The organism is Collinsella aerofaciens, assembly GCF_964283865.1.
Taxonomy (GTDB): Bacteria; Actinomycetota; Coriobacteriia; order Coriobacteriales; family Coriobacteriaceae; genus Collinsella.
Map to the genome: position 1 here is coordinate 64243 of NZ_CAXYLS010000007.1, position 19850 is coordinate 84092.

Sequence of the window (19850 nt, forward strand, 5' to 3'; positions counted from 1 at the left end):
ATCGCCTTCAATCGTCCCTTGCCAAGCGCTGGCCTCGCTTACAATCTGCTCCGACATTCGCGCGCCGCCCGGCGCTTAAGAGGGGAGGGCCCCATGGCAAACGAGATCTGGACCATCAAGCGTTGTCTCGAGTGGACCAAGGAGTACCTGGCCGAGCGCGGCGAGGAGCATCCCCGTCTTTCCGCCGAGTGGCTGCTGTGCGCCGCCACGGGCCTGGCGCGCATTGACCTATATATGCGTATGGACGAGACGCTTAACGCGGCCCAGCTCGAGACCATGCATGCGGCCGTCGTTCGTCGCGCCAAAGGCGAGCCGCTGCAGTACATCACCGGCAGCACGCAGTTTCGCATGATTGACGTCGCGTGCGCTCCCGGTGTGCTCATTCCGCGCCCCGAAACCGAGATGCTCGTCGAGGAAGTCCTCAATTATCTGGATGCCGAGGTGCTGAGCCCCGAGGCCGCTGCCCGTCAGCGTGTTGAGCTGCCTTGGAACGATGAGGTCGAGCAGGCCCGCAAAGCTGAGGCGGCGCTGGCCGACGAACGCGCGACCGCCGAGCGCCGTGCTGCCAACCTGACGGCCGCCGATGAGGCTGCGCTGGGTAGCGCCGTGCTCGGTAGCCGCGCCTATGCCGAGGAGCTTGCCGATCGCGAGGCCGAGGAAGCCGCCGCGCAAGCAGCAGAAGCCGAAGCCGCAAAAGCCGCCGAGCCCGAGCTCGACGAATACGACATCGCCATCGAGGGTGCCGACCAGGAGACGGCTTTAGCTCAGGATACCGCTGCGCCTGCCCCAGCCGGGCCCTGCACTGCCCGCGTTCTCGAGGTCGGCTGCGGCACGGGCTGCATTTCGCTCTCCCTTGCCTGGGAGCGCCGCGGCCACGTTACCTGCACCGCCACCGATATCGAGTCGCGCGCCATCGATCTGGCCACCAAAAACCGCGACGCCCTCGGCCTCACGGCAGATGAGGTTGCCTTTAGCCTCACCAACCTGGTGAGTTCCATTCCCCGCGAAGAGTGGGGCACCTTTGATGTGCTCGTCTCCAACCCACCTTACATCCCGACCGACGTCATGCGCTCGCTGCCGCACGAGGTCAAGGACTTTGAGCCCGACCTGGCGCTCGAGGGCGGCGCCGACGGCCTCGATATCTTCCGCCGCCTGCTCAACGCGGCGCCTTACATGCTGCGCGCCGGCGGCCTGTTTGCCTGTGAGCTCTACGAGGGTACCCTCGATGCCGCGGCCGAGCTCTGTCGCCAGGCAGGCCTTTCGGACGTACGTATCGTCCATGACCTTACCGATCGCCCCCGCATCGTCCGAGCCATCGTCACCGAGCCCAAGCAGCGCCATTAATATTTATTAACTGGTTAACAAAAATTATAAATTAGTTTATAATTAGGACGGCTGAAAGAGGTCGGTCCATGCAACCTCTTACCTTTCGGGAAATCATTGCCCTACTCAAGCACGATGGATTCGTGAAGGTCGCGCAAGTCGGTAGTCATGCTAAGTATGTTTCTAACGATCGTGTTGTCACCGTGAACGGCTCTGGTGGTGATCGACCAAAGAAGGGCACGTGGGCAAGTATTCGTCGCCAAGCTGGACGGTAGTTGGAGGCAAAATGAGGCAGCGATTTACCTATGACTGCGTTCTCATAAAAGAAGACGACGGTTACTGCGCCAGCTTCCCGCAGATTCCCGGCGCCTTTGCCGATGGCGATACGCGCGAAGACGCGATTGCCCATGCCACCGAGGCACTGATGGCGTTTTTGGCCGACGACCTCAACAACGGTTTGACTCCGGCAGGGTACGAACGCTCGGCCGAGGTCGTGGCCCTTTCAGTCGAAATCGACCACGAGGACGCTCGGGAAGCGGCGTGCCGAACATTTAAAGACGCAGCGCTGGACCTCAAAGTCTCCGCTCCGCGGATTACCGCGCTGGTCAAAGCCGGAAAGCTCGATGTTGAACTCGTCGACGGCCGTCGGATGATAACGATAGACAGCATCGAGCGCTACGCCGCCCAAGAACGCCACGCCGGCAGGCCAAAGAAGTTCGTCGCAGTCCAATAACCCCCTCACTTTCACCGACTACTAGAGCCGCTCACCAAACCAACATGCGCTCTGGGCAAATAGATTGAACGTTTCGTGCGAGAATGCCCCACAGTAAACAAACTTGCACCAGAGCGTAAGGGGCTGGCATACACATGCAGACGGTCTATCGGGTATACGAGGGAACGCGCGAGCCGCATCGGCTTGCCGTCGAGCGCACGGCCGAGGTGCTCGGCCGCGGCGGCCTGGCTTTGATCCCGACCGAGACCGTCTACGGTGTCGCCGTGGCAGTCAGCGCCTTCTCGGACGCCGTGCCCCAAGATACAAGCGAATTCCCATCGTGGCCGCGCGATCCGCAGGCTGCCGTCAATGGCGCCGCAGTTCCTGCGCTCGGCACCGGCTATCGCCGTATCTTCACTCTCAAGCAACGTGAGCTCACGCAAACCGTCGCTTGGCTGGTCGATGGCGTCGAAGCACTCGATCGCTATGGCGTGGATATCCCGGAAGATGCCCGCATACTCGCGCGACGATGCTGGCCGGGAGCCCTGACTATCGTGGTCAAGGCAGCTCCCTGTGTGCCGACCTTTATGCGCGCTGCCGACGACACCGTGGCCCTGCGCGCTTCGGCCTCTCCCGTGGTCCAAGCGCTCATTCGCGCCTGCGGCAGCCCCCTTGCCTGTACGAGCGCCAACACGCACGGCGCGCCCTCGCCGGCAAGCTTTGCCGCCGTCGAGGGTCGCATCCTGGAGGGGGTCGATGTTGCCGTCGACGCCGGTGAGACCCCGTGTCGCGACGCCTCGACCATCGTGTCGTTTCAGCACGGCGGGCTCCAGATCCTGCGCCAAGGCGCACTTCCCGCATCAGAGATCGAACGGGTCCTGTCCGACCCGATGCAATAGAAAGGTTTAAGCGATGTCGTTGAATCTGGGCAGCCTGGGCATGGAAGATGCCTCGTTTGACTTTGGCGGTTCCTACATCATGGCGCTCGACTGCGGCACCACCTCGGTACTTGCGACCATCGTCGACGAGTACGGCTGCATCGTCGCGCAGGCACGTCGCAGCGTAAAAACGAGTTTTCCGCGTCCCGGTTGGGTAGAGCAAGACCCCATGGCGGTCCTTGCCAGCCAGATCGCGGTCATGATGGAAGTCCAGTTTAAGAGCGGTATCCACTCCGACCGCATTGCCGCCATCGGCATCTCCAACCAGCGCGAGACCACGGTGGTCTGGGACCGTGTGAGCGGTCAGCCGATCTATAACGCCATCGTATGGCAGTGCCGCCGTACCGCACCTCTGATCGACGAGCTTGTCGAGCAGGGCGCAGAAGGGCTGGTGCGCTCCCGCACGGGACTCACGCTCGACCCGTATTTCTCGGCCTCCAAGGTGCAGTGGATTCTCGACAACGTCGACGGCGCACGCGAGAGCGCGGCGGCGGGCGACCTCATGTTTGGCACCATCGACACCTGGCTCATCTACAACCTCACCGGCGGCCAGGTCTTTGCCACCGACTACACCAATGCCAGCCGCACGGCACTCTTTAATATCCATACGCTCGATTGGGACGACGACCTGCTGGCACTCTTTGACGTTCCACGTTCCATGATGCCCGAGGTTCGCTGGAGCTCGGGCGACTACGGCCGCGTCGCGAGCGACATCATGACCAACATGCCGCCCATCATGGGTGTGGCGGGCGACCAGCAGGCATCGCTGTTCGGCCACTGCTGTTTCCGTCCCGGTCAGACCAAAAACACCTATGGCACGGGCTGCTTTATGCTCATGAACACCGGCGACGAGATCGTCGAATCCAAGAATGGCCTGGTCTCCACCATCGGTATCGCTGCGGACGGCAAAGTCAGCTATGCGCTCGAGGGCTCTATTTTTGCCGCCGGCTCAACGATGAACTGGCTTCGCAACAACATGGGCATCATCTCGAGCGTGAGCGAGTCGGCACAACTCGCCGCTTCGATTAGCGACAACGAGGGCTGCTACTTCGTTCCCGCCTTTGCGGGTTTGGGTGCTCCCTGGTGGGACCCGCATGCCCGCGGTATCGTGTGCGGTCTGACCGGCGCCTCGAGCCGTGCGACCATCGTACGTGCCGCCTGCGAATCCATGGCATATCAGAGCTACGACGTGTTGCGCGCCATGGAGCAGGACGTGGGGCTTTCGATTGAGCGCCTGTCTGTCGATGGCGGTGCCTCGCGCAACGAGTTCATCATGCAATTCCAGGCCGACCTGCTGGATATCCCCGTGCTGCAATGCGAGACGGTGGAGACCACGGCAATCGGTGCCGCGTACTTGGCGGGTCTTGCCGTCGGCTATTGGGAAGACCTAGAAGAGCTGGAGCAAAATGCCCAGATCGTTAGGACCTTCCTTCCCCACATGTCCGCCGAGCGCCGCGAACAAAACCTTGCGGGCTGGCGTGATGCAGTCAGGCGCTCGCTCAGTACCGCACAGTAGGGCTGCGATGGGCTGCTCGATACAACAAACCGCTAAACTAATGCATGGCGTGCGGCGGCAACATTGCTGCGCGCCTTGTCAGCAAGGCCGTATTGCGGCCGCAACGAAAGGGGCAATCAACCCATGACCGTCACCTACGATACGTCCCGTGTGACGCTTGTCGATCACCCGCTCGTCCAGCACAAGCTGTCGATCCTGCGCGACAAAAACACCGGCACCAACCAGTTCCGCCAGCTCGTGCGCGAACTCGCGCTTTTTGACGGCTACGAGGCCATGCGCGACCTGCCTATGGAAGACGTCGAGGTCGAGACCCCCATCACTACCGCCACGTTCAAACAGCTCGCCGGCAAGAAACTCGCCATCGTGCCCATCCTGCGTGCGGGCCTTGGCATGGTCGACGGCATCCTCGACCTGGTGCCCTCCGCTCGCGTGGGTCACATCGGCATGGAGCGCGACGAGGTCACCCACGAGCCGCACGAGTATTACTGCAAGATGCCCAAGGATATCGACCAGCGCATCTGCCTGGTCGTCGACCCCATGCTTGCCACGGGCGGTTCGGCCGAGATGGCCATCAGCTACCTGCGCGAGCGCGGTGTCAAGGACATCCGCATGCTGTGCATCGTCGCGGCCCCCGAGGGCCTCAAGTCGCTGACCGAGAAGGACCCAGATGTGCATATCTATACCTGCGCCATCGACGACCATCTCAACGAGGCTGCCTACATCGTTCCCGGCCTCGGCGACGCCGGCGACCGCATCTACGGCACGCTCTAGTCGCTGGGCTAAACGGCCGCGGCTGCAAATACGAAGAAACGGTGCGCGCGGACGAACAAAAGGCGACCGCGCGCACTCCTGTTAACGGACGTTTTGCCCTGCAGGGTTCGAGAAAAACGTATTACCGTACCTGCGGCATAAAGAAGGTCTTAAGAAAACGAACAGGTGCGTATTAACCGATGCTTTTTCGGTTGTACTTTAGCGATTGGCTCGTACAATAGTCACCAATGTTTGGCGGGAACTGTTCTGTGAAGCGTTAAAAAGGAAAGTGAGGACGCCAGTGTTTCAGATAGCCGATCTGCTCGCTATCGTTGCAGGCGCCATCGCGGGCGCAATTGCCTTCCTTCCCTTTGTCTTTACGCTCAAGCCGGTTCTTGACGATAAACAGAATGCGGACATGCTCAAGGGTATGGTGAGTCTGGCGGTCTCGGCAATCGCCCTGCTCGTCTTTACCTTGGTTGTGTTTGTGTTGTTCGGAGAGGCATTTCGCATGTTCCTCCTGGGCGAGGCGATCGGCTTCGTGGCCTTTATGGCCGCCTGCGCGGTTCGTGTCGCCAAGGCGCTGCGAGATCCTCATGAGGTCGAAAGGTAAGTCGTGGAAATTTTTGAAAAGCTGCCTGATGAGATTAATCATCTGGTCAGCGAGTTCAGCTCCACCCCTGTCGTGGGCGATCTGAGCTGCGGCATCACGCAGTACTCGTTTTGGCTGATCGTCTCCACGATCGTGCTCCTGATCGTCCTGGCCGTGTTCAAGAAGAAGCAGACCCTGGTTCCCAAGGGCTTCTTCGTCAACGGTTTCGAGTACATCATCGAGTACGTCGAGAACGATATCGGCAAGGGTGTCGTGGGTGAGAACTGGAAGAAGCACTTCCCGTTCCTGTGCTCGCTTTTCCTGTTCATCCTGATCAATAACATGATCGGCCTGATTCCGGGAATGAAGCCCGGCACCGGCGCAATCGGCTCCACCGCCGCACTCGCCATTTTCGCCTTCGTGTACTTCATCTACTACGGATGCAAGGCTCACGGCGTGATCGGCTACACCAAGAGCCTCGCCCCGCAGGGCGTGAGCTTCCCGATGAACGTGCTCGTGTGGGTCGTCGAGCTTTTCTCGACCTTCCTGCGCCTCATCACGCTCGCCGTCCGTCTGTTCTGCAACATGTTCGCAGGACACGTGGTCATGGGCTCGTTCGCCATCATGGCGAGCATGTTCATGCAGCCGCTGCTTCAGCAGGTTTCCGCGGCCCACGCCGTTGGCGCCCTGCCTTCGCTGGCCTGGCTTGCCATCCTCATCCTGATCTATGCGATCGAGCTTGTGGTCGGCGCCATCCAGGCTTACGTCTTCACGGTCCTTACCGCCGTGTATGTCTCCGAGGCAGAGGAGGTCGCGGAGGAGGAGTAGTCTTCCGTTCGCGCCTTAAAGGTAAGGTAATTCGTTAAACCGCCGGTGCCCGTACCCATGGAGCCCGGCAGTTATAAAAAGGTTATCCTGCGTGAAATAAGACACGCACGACAAAGGAGGAATCGTGGGAGTTATCGGTTACGGTCTCGGTGTTATCGGCGCTGGTCTTGCTATCGGCCTGTCTGCTCTGGGTGCTACGGGCGCTATGGCCCGTCAGCCTGAGGTCCAGGGCCGCGTGTTCACCGTCTTCATTATGGGCTCCGCCTTCGGCGAGGCTCTGGCTCTGATCGGCTTCGTTGTCGCGCTGATCGTTAAATAGCACGGAGCGTCAAGTATGAATCTTTCATCCCAGAAGAGCGCGATCGCACTCTCCGCGTCCGCGGCCGCGCTGCTCATGCCGGTTTCCGCGTTCGCCGAGGACGGCGCTGCCGGTGCGGACATCCTCATCCCTAAGATGGCGGAGTTCATCCCGGCGCTTATCGCCTTCCTGATTATCTGGATCGTGCTGGCCAAGGTCGCCCTGCCGGGCATCATGAAAACCATGGAGGAGCGCGGCAAGAAGATCGAGGAGAGCCTCGACGAGGCCGAGAAGACCAAGCAGGAGGCTATCGCCAAGCGCGCTGAGTCCGACTCGATTGTCACCGACGCCCGTCGTCAGGCTGCCGACATCGTTCTCGAGGCCCGTAAGGACGCCGAGTCCGAGCGCGCCCGTATCATCGAGGCTGCTCACAAGGAGGCCGAGGAGATCATCGCCAAGGCCCATACGACCGTCGAGGACGAGCGCAAGTCCATTTACGCCGGTGCCGCGAGCTCCATCGCCGACCTGTCCGTTGCCGTCGCCACCAAGATCGTGGGCGAGGCACTCGAGGACGATGCCGAGCAGAAGAAGCTCATCGAGCGCTACATCCAGGAAGCAGGTAGCCTGAATGCCGACTAGCCGCTATCAGGACAAGGTGCTCGAGACCTACGCGCGCTCCCTTCTGGAAGCCGCTAAGGCCGAGAACCATGTGTTCGAGGACCTCGAGATGATCGAGCGCTTGGCTTCTGCCAGCCCCGAGATCATCGCCGTGCTCGACACCATGTCCAAGCGCGACCAGCTCGACCTTCTTCCCAAGGTGGCAGCTGCCTTTAAGTATGTTGCCGAGGAAGACGAGGATGTAGTGGGCGTGACCGTCACCACGGCGATCCCGCTCGACGACGAGCTGCGTCAAACCATCACTAAGAAATGCGAGCAGGACTTCGGCCGCAAGGTATTCCTTATCGAGCAGGTTGACCCGTCTATCGTGGGCGGCCTGGTGCTCGAGGCCCGCGGCGAGCGTCGTGACATTTCCGTCAAGACGCAGCTGCGCATCGCGCAGGAGACCCTCGCAAACTCTGCTAATTCGTACGGAGGTGAAGCCTAATGTCCGAAACCCTCAATGCCCAGGATATCGCCAAGAAACTGCAGGAGCAGCTCACGAGCCTCTCCGCGACGGTCGATACGCATGAGGTTTCAACGGTCGACGAGGTAGGCGACGGCATCGCGCGCGTCTCCGGCCTCAAGAGCGCCATGGCAGGCGAGCTTCTGGAGTTCAAGAGCTCCGATACCGGTGAGACCGTCTTCGGCCTTGCCCAGAACCTTGACCGTGACGAGGTCGGCGCCGTTCTGTTCGGTGCCGTCGACTCCATCAAGGAAGGCGACGAGTGCCGCACCACTGGCCGCATTATGGATATCCCCGTGAGCCGTGCCATGCTCGGCCGCGTCGTCAATCCGCTCGGCCAGCCCATCGACGGCCTGGGCGACATCGTCGCCACGCACCGTCGCCCCATCGAGTTCAAGGCTCCCGGCGTCATCGATCGTACCCCGGTGTGCGAGCCGGTTCAGACCGGTCTGCTCGCTATCGACTCCATGGTGCCTATTGGCCGCGGTCAGCGTGAGCTCATCATCGGCGACCGTAAGACCGGTAAGACCGCCATCGCCATCGACGCTATCCTCAACCAGCGCGGCAAGGGCATGGTCTGCATCTATGTCGCCATCGGCCAGAAGGCCTCCACGGTTGCCAACATCCGCGAGACCCTCGCTCAGCACGGTGCGCTCGACTACACCATCATCGTTTCGGCCACCGCTGCCGATTCCGCCCCTATGCAGTACATCGCGCCTATGGCCGGTGCCGCTATCGGCGAGTTCTTCATGTACAACGGCGAGGACGGCAAGCCCGCCAGCGAGACCAACCCCGGCGGCCACGTGCTCGTCATCTACGACGACCTGTCCAAGCAGGCTGTGGCCTACCGTCAGATGTCGCTGACGCTGCATCGTCCGCCCGGACGCGAGGCCTATCCTGGCGACATCTTCTACCTGCACTCTCGTCTGCTCGAGCGTGCCGTCAAGATGTCCAAGAAGAACGGTTACGGCTCCATGACGGCACTGCCGATCATCGAGACCCAGGACGGCGACGTCTCGGCCTACATTCCGACCAACGTCATTTCCATTACCGATGGTCAGATCTACCTGCAGTCCGAGCTCTTCTTCCAGGGTCAGCGCCCGGCAGTCGACGTGGGCATCTCCGTGTCCCGCGTCGGTGGCGATGCGCAGACCAAGGCTATGAAGCAGGTTGCCGGCAACCTTCGCCTGGACCTCGCTTCGTACCAGGAGCTCGCTGGCTTTACGCAGTTCGGCTCCGACCTCGACGAGGCTACTCAGAAGCAGCTGACCCATGGTGCTCGCATGACCGAGCTCCTGAAGCAGCCGCGTTACAAGCCGTTTGAGGTTGGCGAGCAGATCGTTACGTTGTTCGCTGGCAACGAGGGCTTCCTGGATGACCTGGAGATCGCCGACGTGCTGCCCTTCCGTGCCGAGCTCATCGAGTACATGGACAATGGCTTTGGTTCGCTGCTCGACAAGGTTCGCGTCAAGAAGATCGATGATGACACCAAGGCTGAGCTCTTGCGCGTCATCGGCGACTTCAAGCAGCAGTTCATGGCCAAGCACCATTCGGATGTTTCTGGATCAGAGGAGAACTAAGCCCCATGGCCAACCTTCGCGACATTAAGAAGCGAATCTCCTCGGTTACCACGACCAAGCAGATCACGCGCACGATGGAGATGGTCTCTACGGCCAAGATCCGTCGTGCCCTCGATCGCTCCAAGCAGGCCGAGCCCTATAAGGAGGCGCTGACCGACGTCATGTTGACGGTCGCCGGCGACGCCTCCTGTTCGGGCACCGATCCCATGCTGCAGAAGCATGAGAGCGTCAAGCATGGCCTGATTGTCGTTATTGCCTCGGACCGCGGCCTTGCCGGCGGTTTCAATACGACGGTGGAGCGCACGGCCGAAAAGCTCGCCGCTTCTTGGGCGAACGACGGCATCGAGTGCGAGATCATCGCGTGCGGGCGTAAGCCGGCCACGTATTTCCGTGACCGCGCAAACGTCGTCATGCACTTTGAGGGCAACTCCTCTGAGCCCGATTTCAATCAGGCCCGCATGATCTCCTCTCATATCTGCGATGCGTATCGTGCCGGTGAGCTTGACCGTGTCGAGCTTGTCTACCACCACGCCAAGAACCGCGTGGATCAGGAGCTTCGCGTCGAGCATCTGTTGCCGCTCGACCCCGAGATGATCGCTATGGCCCACGGTCCGCGTAAGAACGAGACCGACGCCCCTAAGCGCATCTCGTCCACGTTCGAGTTCGTGCCCTCTCCCGAGCATGTTCTCGGCAAGCTTGTGCCGTCTTATATCCTGACGGTCATCTACCAGGCCCTGATCGATTCGGCGGCTGCCGAGCAGGGTGCACGCCGCAAGGCCATGCACTCCGCGACGGAAAACGCCACCGCGATCATCTCGACCCTTACCCGCACGTATAGTCGCGTGCGCCAGGCTTCGATCACGACCGAGATTAACGAGATCGTCGGCGGAGCCTCAGCATTGGAGGAACAGTAATGGCTAATAACACCGTAAAGCTTGCGGTCGAGGAAGCCACCAAGAAGACGACTGCCGGTGATGGTCGCATCGTGCGAATCATCGGCCCTGTCGTCGACGTCAAGTTTGACGGCGCGGTGCCCCCGATCTACAACGCGCTCACGGTCGAGGCCGAGACCCCGATCGGTCATCTGAGCACGATCCTCGAGGTCGAGAGCCAGCTTCCGGGCGGCGTCGTCCGCACGGTCGCCATGTCCTCGACCGACGGCCTGCAGCGCGGCCTCATCGCCACCGATACCGGTGAGCCCATGAAGATGCCCGTTGGCCCCAAGACGCTCGGCCGCATTTGGAACGTCATGGGCAAGCCCGTCGACGGCAAGCCCATGCCCGAGGTGGAGGAGTTCTACCCCATCCACCATGCAGCGCCCCGTTTCGACGAGCTCACCACCAAGACCGAGATCTTCGAGACCGGCATCAAGGCCGTCGACCTGCTCGAGCCCTACATCCGTGGCGGCAAGACCGGCCTGTTCGGCGGCGCCGGCGTCGGCAAGACCGTTCTGATTCAGGAGCTCATCAACAACCTCGCCCAGGAGCACGGCGGCACCTCGGTGTTCACCGGCGTCGGCGAGCGTACCCGCGAGGGCACCGACCTGTTTCTCGAGATGAGCGAGTCTGGCGTTATCGACAAGACCTGCTTGGTCTATGGTCAGATGAACGAGCCGCCCGGAGCGCGTCTGCGCATCGGTCTGGCCGGCCTTACCACCGCTGAGTACTTCCGCGATCGCGGCCAGGACGTTCTGCTGTTCATCGACAACATCTTCCGCTTCTCCCAGGCAGGTTCGGAGGTTTCCGCACTGCTGGGCCGTATGCCGTCCGCCGTTGGTTACCAGCCCACGCTGGCAACCGAGATGGGCGACCTCCAGGAGCGCATTACCTCGACCAAGACGGGCTCCATTACCTCCGTCCAGGCTGTCTACGTCCCCGCAGACGACCTGACCGACCCGGCGCCTGCCACGACGTTCACGCACCTCGATGCCACCACGGTTCTTTCGCGTAGCATTTCGTCGCTCGGCCTGTTCCCGGCTATCGACCCGCTTGCGTCTTCCTCCGACGCCCTCGATCCCTCGATCGTTGGCGAGGAGCACTACCGTGTTGCCGTTAAGGTCCAGGAGCTCCTGCAGGAGTACTCCGACCTTCAGGACATCATCGCCATTCTGGGTATGGACGAGCTGTCCGAGGAGCAGCGCCTTACGGTCAACCGTGCTCGTAAGATTCAGCAGTTCCTCTCGCAGTCCTTCCACGTCGCCGAGAAGTTCACCGGTAACCCCGGTGTCTACGTCCGCGTCGAGGATACCGTCCGCTCTTTCGCCGAGATTGTCGACGGCAAGGCCGATGATCTGCCCGAGCAGGCTTTCCGCTATGCTTCCACGATTGAGGACGTGCGCGAGCGCGCCCGCAAGATGGGGGAGAAGTAGGTTATGCGTATCCGCATCGTGTGCCCCGTGAGCTGCGCCTATGAGGGCGACGCTGCGTTTGTGTCGATTCCGTCCACGGATGGCGAGTTTGGTGTTCTGCCTGCTCACTCCAGCGAGATCTGCACGATCGACCGCGGTTACGTTCGCGTTTCCGATAAGGCCATGGGCACTGTCGACCACACGTTTGCCGTGGCCGGCGGCTATGCCCAGGTTGCGGACGATGTCGTGACCGTTCTCGCCGAGCGCGCTTGCGATTTGGCGACCGTCGATGCCGACAAGCTTAAAGCTGATATTCAAGGTTTTGAAGAGAAGCTGGGTAATTTGTCGGAGGATGATGCACGCCGCGCCTACCTCTATAATGAAATCGCATGGTGTAAGCTCAAGCTTGCCCAATAGTCAAACGATTTAGCGTTCGACCATTTGCGAACACATCATGCCCGGGATGGCCCAGCCACCCCGGGCATGCTTTTTGAAAGGGTAGACCTTGGATATTATCCGCGTTGAGGGTGGCCACGCCATCGGAGGCTCCGTGCCCGTCTCGGGTGCCAAGAACTCCGCGCTCAAACTCATGGCGGCAACGCTTCTGGCGCCGGGCAAGACGACGCTGCAGAACGTGCCCGATATTTCCGATGTTCACGTGATGGGCAAGGTGCTCAAGGGCATGGGCGCTACGATCGATGTTCTCGACGAGCACACGCTCGAGATTGATACCTCTCAGGTCGATTCATGGGAGGCCCCCTACGAGCTCGTTGCCAAGATGCGCGCTTCCACCGCCGTCATGGGACCCCTGCTGGGCCGCTTCCATCGCGCCAAAATTGCCATGCCGGGCGGCTGCAACCTGGGTGCTCGCAAGATCGATATGCACATTCTTGGTCTTGAGGCCCTGGGCGTTGAGTTCGATACCGCCCACGGTTACATCAACGCTAATGCGCCCCAAGGTCTGCGCGGTACCACCGTCACGCTCGAGTTTGCCAGCGTCGGTGCGACCGAGAACCTCATCATGGCCTCTGTGCGCGCACAGGGCACCACGGTTATCGACAATGCCGCCCGCGAGCCCGAGATCGTCGATCTCGCTAACATGCTCAACGAGATGGGCGCCAAGATTGTTGGCGCCGGTACGCCCGTCGTGACGATCGAAGGCGTGGAAGAGCTCCATCCCGTTACCCATCGCGTGGTGGGCGACCGCATCGAAGCCGGTACCTTTATCGTTGCCGGTGCGTTGATGGCCGACGATCGCGGTGTCGATGTCACGGGCTTTTGCCCCATTCACTTGGGCATGGTGCTCAAGAAGATGGAGCTCATGGGTATCGACTGCGAGCGCGTCGAGGATGGCGTCCATGTGAACCGTGCCGAGCGTATCAAGCCGGTCGACATCCAGACGCTTCCGTTCCCCGGTTTCCCGACCGACATGCAGGCGCAGATTATGGTGCTCTCCGCCCTTGCCGACGGCAGTTCCGTTATTACCGAAAACATCTTCGAGAATCGCTTTATGTTTACCTCTGAGCTGGTGCGCATGGGTGCCAACATTCGTATCGAGAGCCATCATGCCATGATTCATGGCGTCAAGGGCTTCTCGGGTGCACAGGTTACCTCGCCCGATCTGCGTGGCGGAGCGGCCCTCGTCGTAGCGGGCTTGATCGCCGACGGGACGACCGAGGTTTCGGCCATCCATCATATCAAGCGCGGCTACGAGCAGTTTGTCGAAAAGCTGCAGGCGCTCGGCGCGCATGTCGAGCATGCTACCGTCCCCGATCCCGTCATCTACTAATACAGGTTGCCTATGTTTAATAAAAAGCCCCTCGCGGATACCACCACCCGAAGACCCTCAACTGGTGCGCAGGCCAAGATCTATAGTCGCGATAACGTGGCTCGCTATTCCGAGCGCGCTCGTCAACGTCGTCGTAGCCACACGATTCGTCACGTCGCGCTCATTGTCGTGCTTGGCGTGCTGCTGAGTGCCACTACCGCTGCCGGCCTGTGGTTTGCCACCATTATGGGCAAGCTCGGCGATTCTAATGTCATTACCGACAATCTGCGTCGGGTTCTGGTTGACACCGATGAGGCAAAGGATCCGTTCTACGTGCTGCTTCTTGGCACCGACGGCCGTCCGGGCGAGGATACGTATCGTGCCGACTCGATTATCCTGGCACGCATCGACCCCACGCAAAAGCAGGCGACGCTCATTTCCGTTCCGCGCGACACCAAGGTCGAGTACAAGGGCGAGACCATGAAGATCAACGCCTGCCATACCGTTGGCGGCGCCGAGGCCATGGTCGAGGCGGTCAACGAGCTGTGCGATGTTCAGATTTCCCACTATGCCGAGGTCAGCTTCGACGGTATGCAGGCACTGATTGATTCGGTTGGCGGTATCGACATTAACGCAACCGATGATGTTGACGACCCTGAGCACCTGGATATTAAGATTACCGCTGGCCAGCAGCATATGGACGGTGCCACCGCCCTTACCTATGCCCGCTGCCGCTACACCTATGCCGACGGCGATTACACGCGCATGCGCCACCAGCGTCAGGTGCTTGGTGCCCTTGCCAACCAGATTCTCAATAACTTCGATGCCACGAAGATTTTTGGCCTGGTTAATTCGCTGTCCGATATGCTCGTAACCGATATGAGCGTTCAGGATATCGTGGCTACGGTCAACGCCATGCGCGGTATGGATGTCGACGGTATCTACTCGGCCAACCTGCCCTCGTACGCCGACGACAGCACCATGATCGACGGTGTGAGCTACGTCTTTGTCTACGAGGACGAGCTCAAGGAAATGATGGAGCGCGTCGATGCTGGCAAGGATCCCAAGGGCCCCAACACCATGGGTCTTTCCGACGGTTCGAGCTCTACGATCGGCGACCTGAACAACAACACGTCTGACGACTACGCAAACGGTACCGCAACCTCTTCGGTCAGCTCTGACAATTCCGATGACTCAAGCGATTCGAGCGATTCGGACTACTATGAAGAGCCCACCGGCGACGGCAACGGCTACGAGGCCAACTACTAAGTTACGGCGTTTTACCAAACGCCGTAACGACTCGACGCTGCGCGCCGCCCAAGGCGACAATTTGTCATTCAAAAGGCAGGGCATGACCAGAAGGTCAATGCCCTGCCTTTTTCATGCCAACTTGTTCGCCTTGGACGTCGCTCGCTGACGTTGGCTCAACCTGCGATGTTGACTACTCCCCTTGTATCAAAAACCGCCCCGTTCTCTGTAGAGGACGGGGCGATTCGTCTTTTGGGCTTATGCAGCCAGGCTTATGCGAAACGGGCGACGAGCTCCTGCAGGACGTCGGTCATCTTGACGAGCGAACTGACCGGGACAAACTCGTTGACGCCGTGGTAGCAATAGCCGCCGGTGGAAAGGTTGGGGCAGGGCAGACCGCGGAACGACAGCTGCGCGCCGTCGGTGCCGCCGCGAATCGGCAGCACTTGGGGCTCAACGCCGCAGGCAAGGTAGGCTTCCTTGGCAACATCAATAAGCTCGGGATAGTCACGAACGATCTCGGCCATATTTCGATACTGCTGCTTAATCTCGACCGTCACGCGCTTGTCACCCAAGCGCTGGTTGAGCATCGAGGCGGCGGCATCAATAAGGTCGAGTTTCTGCTGGAACTTGGCTGCGTCATGGTCGCGGACGATATAGCGCGCTGTGGCGTGATCGACGGTTGCAGATACACCCTCAAGGTGATAAAAGCCCTCGTAGCCTTCCGTATACTCCGGGCGCTGCACGTAGGGGAGCAACGCGTTGAAGTCGCAGAACAGATTGCCTGCGTTAACCATACGGCCTTTGGCGTCGCCCGGGTGGATGGACTGGCCCTCAAAGCAGACGGTCGCCTCAGCGGCATTAAAGCACTCCCACTCCAGCTCGCCGATGGGGCCACCGTCGACCGTGTAGGCATACTTGCAGCCAAAGGTATCGATATCCAACAGCTCGGCTCCGTGGCCGATCTCCTCGTCAGGGCAGAAGCAAATGCCGAGTGCGGGATGGGGCAGAGAAGGGTCCTGAGCGATACGCGCGACAAGCGACATGATCTCGGCGACGCCTGCCTTGTCGTCCGCGCCCAGCAGCGTGGTGCCATCGCTGCAGACCAGGTCCTCACCCGCGAGGTCGTTCAGGGCGGGAAGCTTGGCGGTACTCATGGCAACGGGCTTACCGTCAACCGTGCCGCAGACCAGGTCGCCGCCTTCGTAGTGCACGATGTGCGGCTTCACGCCGGCGCCCGGTGCAACTTCGGTGGTGTCGAGATGGGCGATCAGGCCCAGGGCGGGCTTGTCCTCAGCGCCCACACTTGCGGGGATATGCGCGCAGACATAGGCGTGCTCGGTCACGTGGGCATCTTCCGCACCAAGCTCGCGCAGCTCTTCAGCCAGCACGTTGGCAAGGTCAAACTGAACGGCGCTCGAGGGTACCTGGTCGCAGTTTGCATCCTCGGACTGCGTGTTGATCTGGACGTAGCGCAAAAAGCGCTCGAGGACATCGGGGTTCGTGGTGGTGTTTTCCATAAAGACCGCTCCAATCTTGGTCGTCGTGTGCAACAAGAACTCTAGCACGGTATGCCACGGCATACCGCGACGCTTGGATGGGGTAGAATCAGCCAATGAATGCAGAAGGGACGGAAGATCATGGATACGACAAATAGCTCGCGCGAACTACATCTGACGGTGGCGAACGAAGACTACTTGGAGTGCATGGTTCGCATTGAAAGCGAAGAGGGGGAAACCAACGGCGTGCGATCGGTCGACATCGCGCAGCGCCTTGGCGTCTCCAAGGCATCGGTCAATAAAGCGGTTTCGGCGCTCAAGGCATCCGAGCTTGTCGAGCAATCGCACTACGGCAAGGTAGTCCTGACCGATCGCGGCCGCGAGGTTGGCACGGCTATCTGGTACCGTCATCGCCTCGTCCGCACGTTTTTGGTTCAGGAGCTCGGTGTCGAATTTGAGCGAGCCGATTCCGAGGCCTGCATGATGGAGCATGCGCTATCCGAGGACACGATGAACCGCTGGCTCGCCTATCTCGAAAAGCAGGGAATCAGCGTCGAGGAATAGCGGGATATATATGGATACGAGTTATTACAATCGCTTTGGTGCCGAGGAACTTACGCGCCGCTTGTCGAGCGAGACCTTGTTGGCGCAGGGCCCCATGGGCAGTGTTCTGTTGAGTGAGTACGACGCCGCCGATATTCCACCGGCGTTTTGGAATCTGGCAGAGCCGCAGACCGTTTCTCGTATCCATCGCTTGTATGTCGCCGCCGGCGCGCAGGTACTCATTACCAATACCTTTCAGGCATCAAGCTATGCCCTCAAGCACGACCAGATTGCGCCGTCCGTGGCGGAGGTCAATCGCGGGGCCGTCGACGATGCCCGCCAGGCGCACCCTCAGCTGCTGCTGGGCTCGATGGGTCCGATCGGTATTGAGTGGTTTGCCGAGGACTCGGCCGAGTTTCGTGAGATCCGAGGCATTGCGCGCGAACAGGCGCACGCCTTGCTCAATGCTGGTGTTGACGGTCTGCTGATCGAGACGGTGACGTCTATCCGTAATTTGCAGCCCATGCTTGCCGGCGCCCGAGATGCCGCCGACGGCATGCCTGTTCTGGTGAGTTTTGTCGTTGACGATAAGGGCGACCTGTTGGGCGATGGCCTCAACATTGAGGCAGCCGTTTTGTACGCCGAAAAACACGGCGCAAACTCGGTTGGTGTTAATTGCTGTTCGCTTGCGGCCGCGAACGCGGCGGTGCGCAGGATGGTTGCATCGGCGACTACTCCCGTCACGGTGCGTCCCAACGTGGGCGATCCGGTCCAGACTCAGGATGGCCCCGTATGGCACGAGAACCCCGAAGCTTTCGCGCGCGCATGCATCGAATGGAGACATGCCGGTGCCGCAATGGTGGGCAGTTGCTGTGGAACTACGGCAATCACTACGGCAGCGATGGCCGAGGCGCTCGATATATAAAGGGCAAAACCGCTCCATACGGGGCGGTTTTTTTTATTGCCTGCATGTCCTCGGCAGCATTTGCCCAAATGGTGAATGCTGGTGCCGGCAGGTTGCCGAGCGTGTATCGCGGGTATACCTCATGCGTACCATGATCCAAACACTGTGAGGTGTCTGCGCGTGTGCGCGATAATTCATTTTGGAACTGACGGTTGGCGTGCTCGCGTCGATGAGGACTTCACTGCCGATAACGTTGCCCGTATCGCCGATGCCGTCGGCGAGTTGTGGCAAAAGACCAATCCGGGCAAAACGGTATATATAGGGTTCGACACTCGGCCCCTGGCGCGCGAGTTCGCTGAGCTTGCGGCGGGTGTGCTAGCAGCGCACGGGCTAGACGCCGTGCTCGCTTCGCGACCTGTTCCGACCCCTGCCCTTACGTGGGCGGCGGCTTATGACGGTGAGGCGTGCGGCGCGCTCATGGTGACGGGGTCCCATCATCCGCAGGGTTATCTGTGTCTCAAGATTCGCATGGGTGACGGCTCGACCGCCAACCAGGATGTCATCGAAGAGCTCGAAGAGACCATGGCTCCCGAGCCAATGGGGATCGAGGGGCAATATCGCACCGCGGATATCATTCCTGACTATATGCAAGCGGTGGCATCGTTTGTCGATGCCGAAGCCATCCGCGCCGCGCACCTGCGCGTGGTTGTTGACCCCATGGGCGGCGCAGCCCAGGGCTATCTAGCCGACTTGCTGCGCGAGCTTGGCGTTGAGGTGCACGAGATTCACGCCGGGCAGGCGCCTGACCAAGAAGATATCTGCCCCGACCCCGTTGAGCCGTGGGTGGACGCTTGCGAGCATACGGTTATCGAGGACGGAGCTTGCGCTGGCCTGGTGACCGACGGCGACGCCGACCGTATCGGCGCGGTTGACGAGCGCGGCAGATATATACATCCGCATCAGATCATGGCGCTCGTTTTGGGCGACTTGGTTCAATTTCGTAATTTGGAGGGACGCGTCGTCGTCAATCTTTCGTGCTCGACGCTCGTGCGTCGCATTGCCGAGGCGCTTGGCTGCCGCGTGACCGTCAAACCAGTCGGTTTCAAATATATAGCGGCAGAGATGAAGAAGGGTGGCGTCCTCATAGGCGGCGAGGAAGCCGGTGGTATCGGCATCGCCGCGCATATGCCCGAGCGCGATGGAATCCTCGCCTGTCTGATTCTGTGTGAGCTTATGGCAAAGACGGACGCGCCTTTGGGCGTTCTGGTCGACCAACTCGAGGACAGTTTTGGTAAGACGAGTTACGGTCGACGCGATTTGCGCCTTGAGGCCGAAGATGCCGAAACGTTACGAACCCTGCTGCCGGGCGTAAACCCCAAGTCGATTTGTGGCAAGGTGCCGCAAAACGTTAGTCATATGGATGGCTTGCGTTTAGCATTCGAGGATGACACGTGGCTGCTGGTCCGTCCTAGCGGGACCGAACCAGTGGTGCGCGTCTACGCCGAGGGGTTCTCGGTGGAAGAACGTGATGAGTTGCTCGATGCTGGCTGTGCTTTAGCTAGGGGAACGTATCCGCTTTAACCATGAGACTGCCTTATATAAAGAGATGCTCGGTGAGCGGTAGTTAACGGCTGGCAAACGTTAGTCGGATCCCAAATTGTGTAGGAAATGTGTACACCCAGATTCCCGCCCCCGGCGCCCCTCCGGTCTGGCAATATATCTCCTTGCCGCGCGGCCCGGTCGGACCGGATCAGCCGCCAGGCGTGCACCTTGAGAACCGGATACTGCGAGGATGGACACTTACTTCAGTGTCGCATCCGGGCAGACATCGAACCATTTGAAATGGTCTAACTTGGATTTGTTTTTCGCAAGGCCGCCGAG

The 19850-nt window shown here is 60.3% G+C and carries 21 protein-coding genes; 20 read left to right on the forward strand and 1 reads right to left on the reverse strand.

Going from position 1 to position 19850, the window contains the following annotated elements:
* Positions 1-93: 93 nt before the first annotated feature.
* The 17 genes from ACRX4W_RS05685 (at position 94) to ACRX4W_RS05765 (ending at position 15044) form a co-directional block, all read left to right on the forward strand.
* Positions 94-1344: a N5-glutamine methyltransferase family protein gene (locus ACRX4W_RS05685; protein WP_432299582.1), complete on the forward strand. Its 1251-nt coding sequence runs from the start codon at positions 94-96 to the stop codon at positions 1342-1344.
* Positions 1345-1412: 68 nt separating this feature from the next.
* A complete protein-coding gene (locus tag ACRX4W_RS05690; protein WP_117716376.1) occupies positions 1413-1598 on the forward strand; it encodes a type II toxin-antitoxin system HicA family toxin in 186 nt (61 codons plus the stop codon).
* Entirely contained in the window at positions 1565-2056 is a 492-nt protein-coding gene (locus tag ACRX4W_RS05695) for a type II toxin-antitoxin system HicB family antitoxin (RefSeq protein WP_147330254.1), read from the forward strand. The genes ACRX4W_RS05690 and ACRX4W_RS05695 overlap by 34 nt, the downstream gene beginning before the upstream one ends.
* Before the next feature lie 134 nt (positions 2057-2190).
* Positions 2191-2934, forward strand: coding sequence for an L-threonylcarbamoyladenylate synthase (locus ACRX4W_RS05700; protein ID WP_117716377.1), 744 nt, complete (start codon positions 2191-2193; stop codon positions 2932-2934).
* A 13-nt stretch (positions 2935-2947) separates the two neighbouring features.
* Positions 2948-4489 carry a glycerol kinase GlpK gene (glpK, locus tag ACRX4W_RS05705; protein WP_373161878.1) on the forward strand — a complete coding sequence of 514 codons (1542 nt, stop codon included), beginning with the start codon at positions 2948-2950 and terminating at the stop codon, positions 4487-4489.
* Between the two features lie 123 nt (positions 4490-4612).
* The gene (gene upp / locus ACRX4W_RS05710) at positions 4613-5260 is read left to right on the forward strand and encodes a uracil phosphoribosyltransferase (RefSeq protein ID WP_117746943.1); all 648 of its coding nucleotides are present in this window, start codon (positions 4613-4615) and stop codon (positions 5258-5260) included.
* Between the two features lie 280 nt (positions 5261-5540).
* A complete protein-coding gene (locus ACRX4W_RS05715) occupies positions 5541-5852 on the forward strand; it encodes a hypothetical protein (RefSeq protein WP_035138788.1) in 312 nt (103 codons plus the stop codon).
* A 3-nt stretch (positions 5853-5855) separates the two neighbouring features.
* Positions 5856-6659 (forward strand): F0F1 ATP synthase subunit A, encoded by an 804-nt coding sequence (gene atpB / locus ACRX4W_RS05720; protein WP_271729784.1) that lies wholly within the window; start codon positions 5856-5858, stop codon positions 6657-6659.
* A 124-nt stretch (positions 6660-6783) separates the two neighbouring features.
* Positions 6784-6978, forward strand: a complete 195-nt coding sequence (locus ACRX4W_RS05725) for an ATP synthase subunit c family protein (protein ID WP_022094262.1) — start codon at positions 6784-6786, stop codon at positions 6976-6978.
* A 15-nt stretch (positions 6979-6993) separates the two neighbouring features.
* Positions 6994-7596, forward strand: a complete 603-nt coding sequence (gene atpF, locus ACRX4W_RS05730; RefSeq protein WP_006235712.1) for a F0F1 ATP synthase subunit B — start codon at positions 6994-6996, stop codon at positions 7594-7596.
* Positions 7586-8062 (forward strand): F0F1 ATP synthase subunit delta, encoded by a 477-nt coding sequence (locus tag ACRX4W_RS05735; RefSeq protein ID WP_006235713.1) that lies wholly within the window; start codon positions 7586-7588, stop codon positions 8060-8062. Before atpF ends, ACRX4W_RS05735 begins: the two co-directional genes overlap by 11 nt.
* Positions 8062-9660, forward strand: a complete 1599-nt coding sequence (gene atpA, locus ACRX4W_RS05740; protein WP_117797576.1) for a F0F1 ATP synthase subunit alpha — start codon at positions 8062-8064, stop codon at positions 9658-9660. The genes ACRX4W_RS05735 and atpA overlap by 1 nt, the downstream gene beginning before the upstream one ends.
* Positions 9661-9665: 5 nt before the next feature.
* On the forward strand, positions 9666-10574 hold the full coding sequence (gene atpG, locus ACRX4W_RS05745) for an ATP synthase F1 subunit gamma (RefSeq protein WP_006235716.1): 909 nt from the start codon (positions 9666-9668) through the stop codon (positions 10572-10574).
* On the forward strand, positions 10574-12028 hold the full coding sequence (gene atpD, locus ACRX4W_RS05750) for a F0F1 ATP synthase subunit beta (RefSeq protein ID WP_006235717.1): 1455 nt from the start codon (positions 10574-10576) through the stop codon (positions 12026-12028). The genes atpG and atpD overlap by 1 nt, the downstream gene beginning before the upstream one ends.
* 3 nt (positions 12029-12031) lie before the next feature.
* Positions 12032-12424: an ATP synthase F1 subunit epsilon gene (gene atpC / locus ACRX4W_RS05755; RefSeq protein ID WP_006235718.1), complete on the forward strand. Its 393-nt coding sequence runs from the start codon at positions 12032-12034 to the stop codon at positions 12422-12424.
* An 88-nt stretch (positions 12425-12512) separates the two neighbouring features.
* Entirely contained in the window at positions 12513-13796 is a 1284-nt protein-coding gene (gene murA, locus ACRX4W_RS05760) for a UDP-N-acetylglucosamine 1-carboxyvinyltransferase (protein WP_432299587.1), read from the forward strand.
* Positions 13797-13808: 12 nt separating this feature from the next.
* Positions 13809-15044 (forward strand): LCP family protein, encoded by a 1236-nt coding sequence (locus tag ACRX4W_RS05765; protein ID WP_432299588.1) that lies wholly within the window; start codon positions 13809-13811, stop codon positions 15042-15044.
* Positions 15045-15295: 251 nt separating this feature from the next.
* Here the strand turns inward: ACRX4W_RS05765 and pepT are convergent, their stop codons facing one another.
* Positions 15296-16543 (reverse strand): peptidase T, encoded by a 1248-nt coding sequence (gene pepT, locus ACRX4W_RS05770; protein WP_117766202.1) that lies wholly within the window; start codon positions 16541-16543, stop codon positions 15296-15298.
* A 120-nt stretch (positions 16544-16663) separates the two neighbouring features.
* Between pepT and ACRX4W_RS05775 the strand changes: the two genes are divergently transcribed.
* The 3 genes from ACRX4W_RS05775 to ACRX4W_RS05785 all read left to right on the forward strand — a co-directional run bounded on the left by ACRX4W_RS05775 (position 16664) and on the right by ACRX4W_RS05785 (position 19550).
* A complete protein-coding gene (locus ACRX4W_RS05775; RefSeq protein WP_089573098.1) occupies positions 16664-17086 on the forward strand; it encodes a metal-dependent transcriptional regulator in 423 nt (140 codons plus the stop codon).
* Positions 17087-17096: 10 nt separating this feature from the next.
* Positions 17097-17990 (forward strand): homocysteine S-methyltransferase family protein, encoded by an 894-nt coding sequence (locus ACRX4W_RS05780; protein ID WP_117840418.1) that lies wholly within the window; start codon positions 17097-17099, stop codon positions 17988-17990.
* 159 nt (positions 17991-18149) lie between these two features.
* Positions 18150-19550, forward strand: a complete 1401-nt coding sequence (locus ACRX4W_RS05785; RefSeq protein ID WP_117630036.1) for a phosphoglucomutase/phosphomannomutase family protein — start codon at positions 18150-18152, stop codon at positions 19548-19550.
* Positions 19551-19850 lie beyond the last annotated feature (300 nt).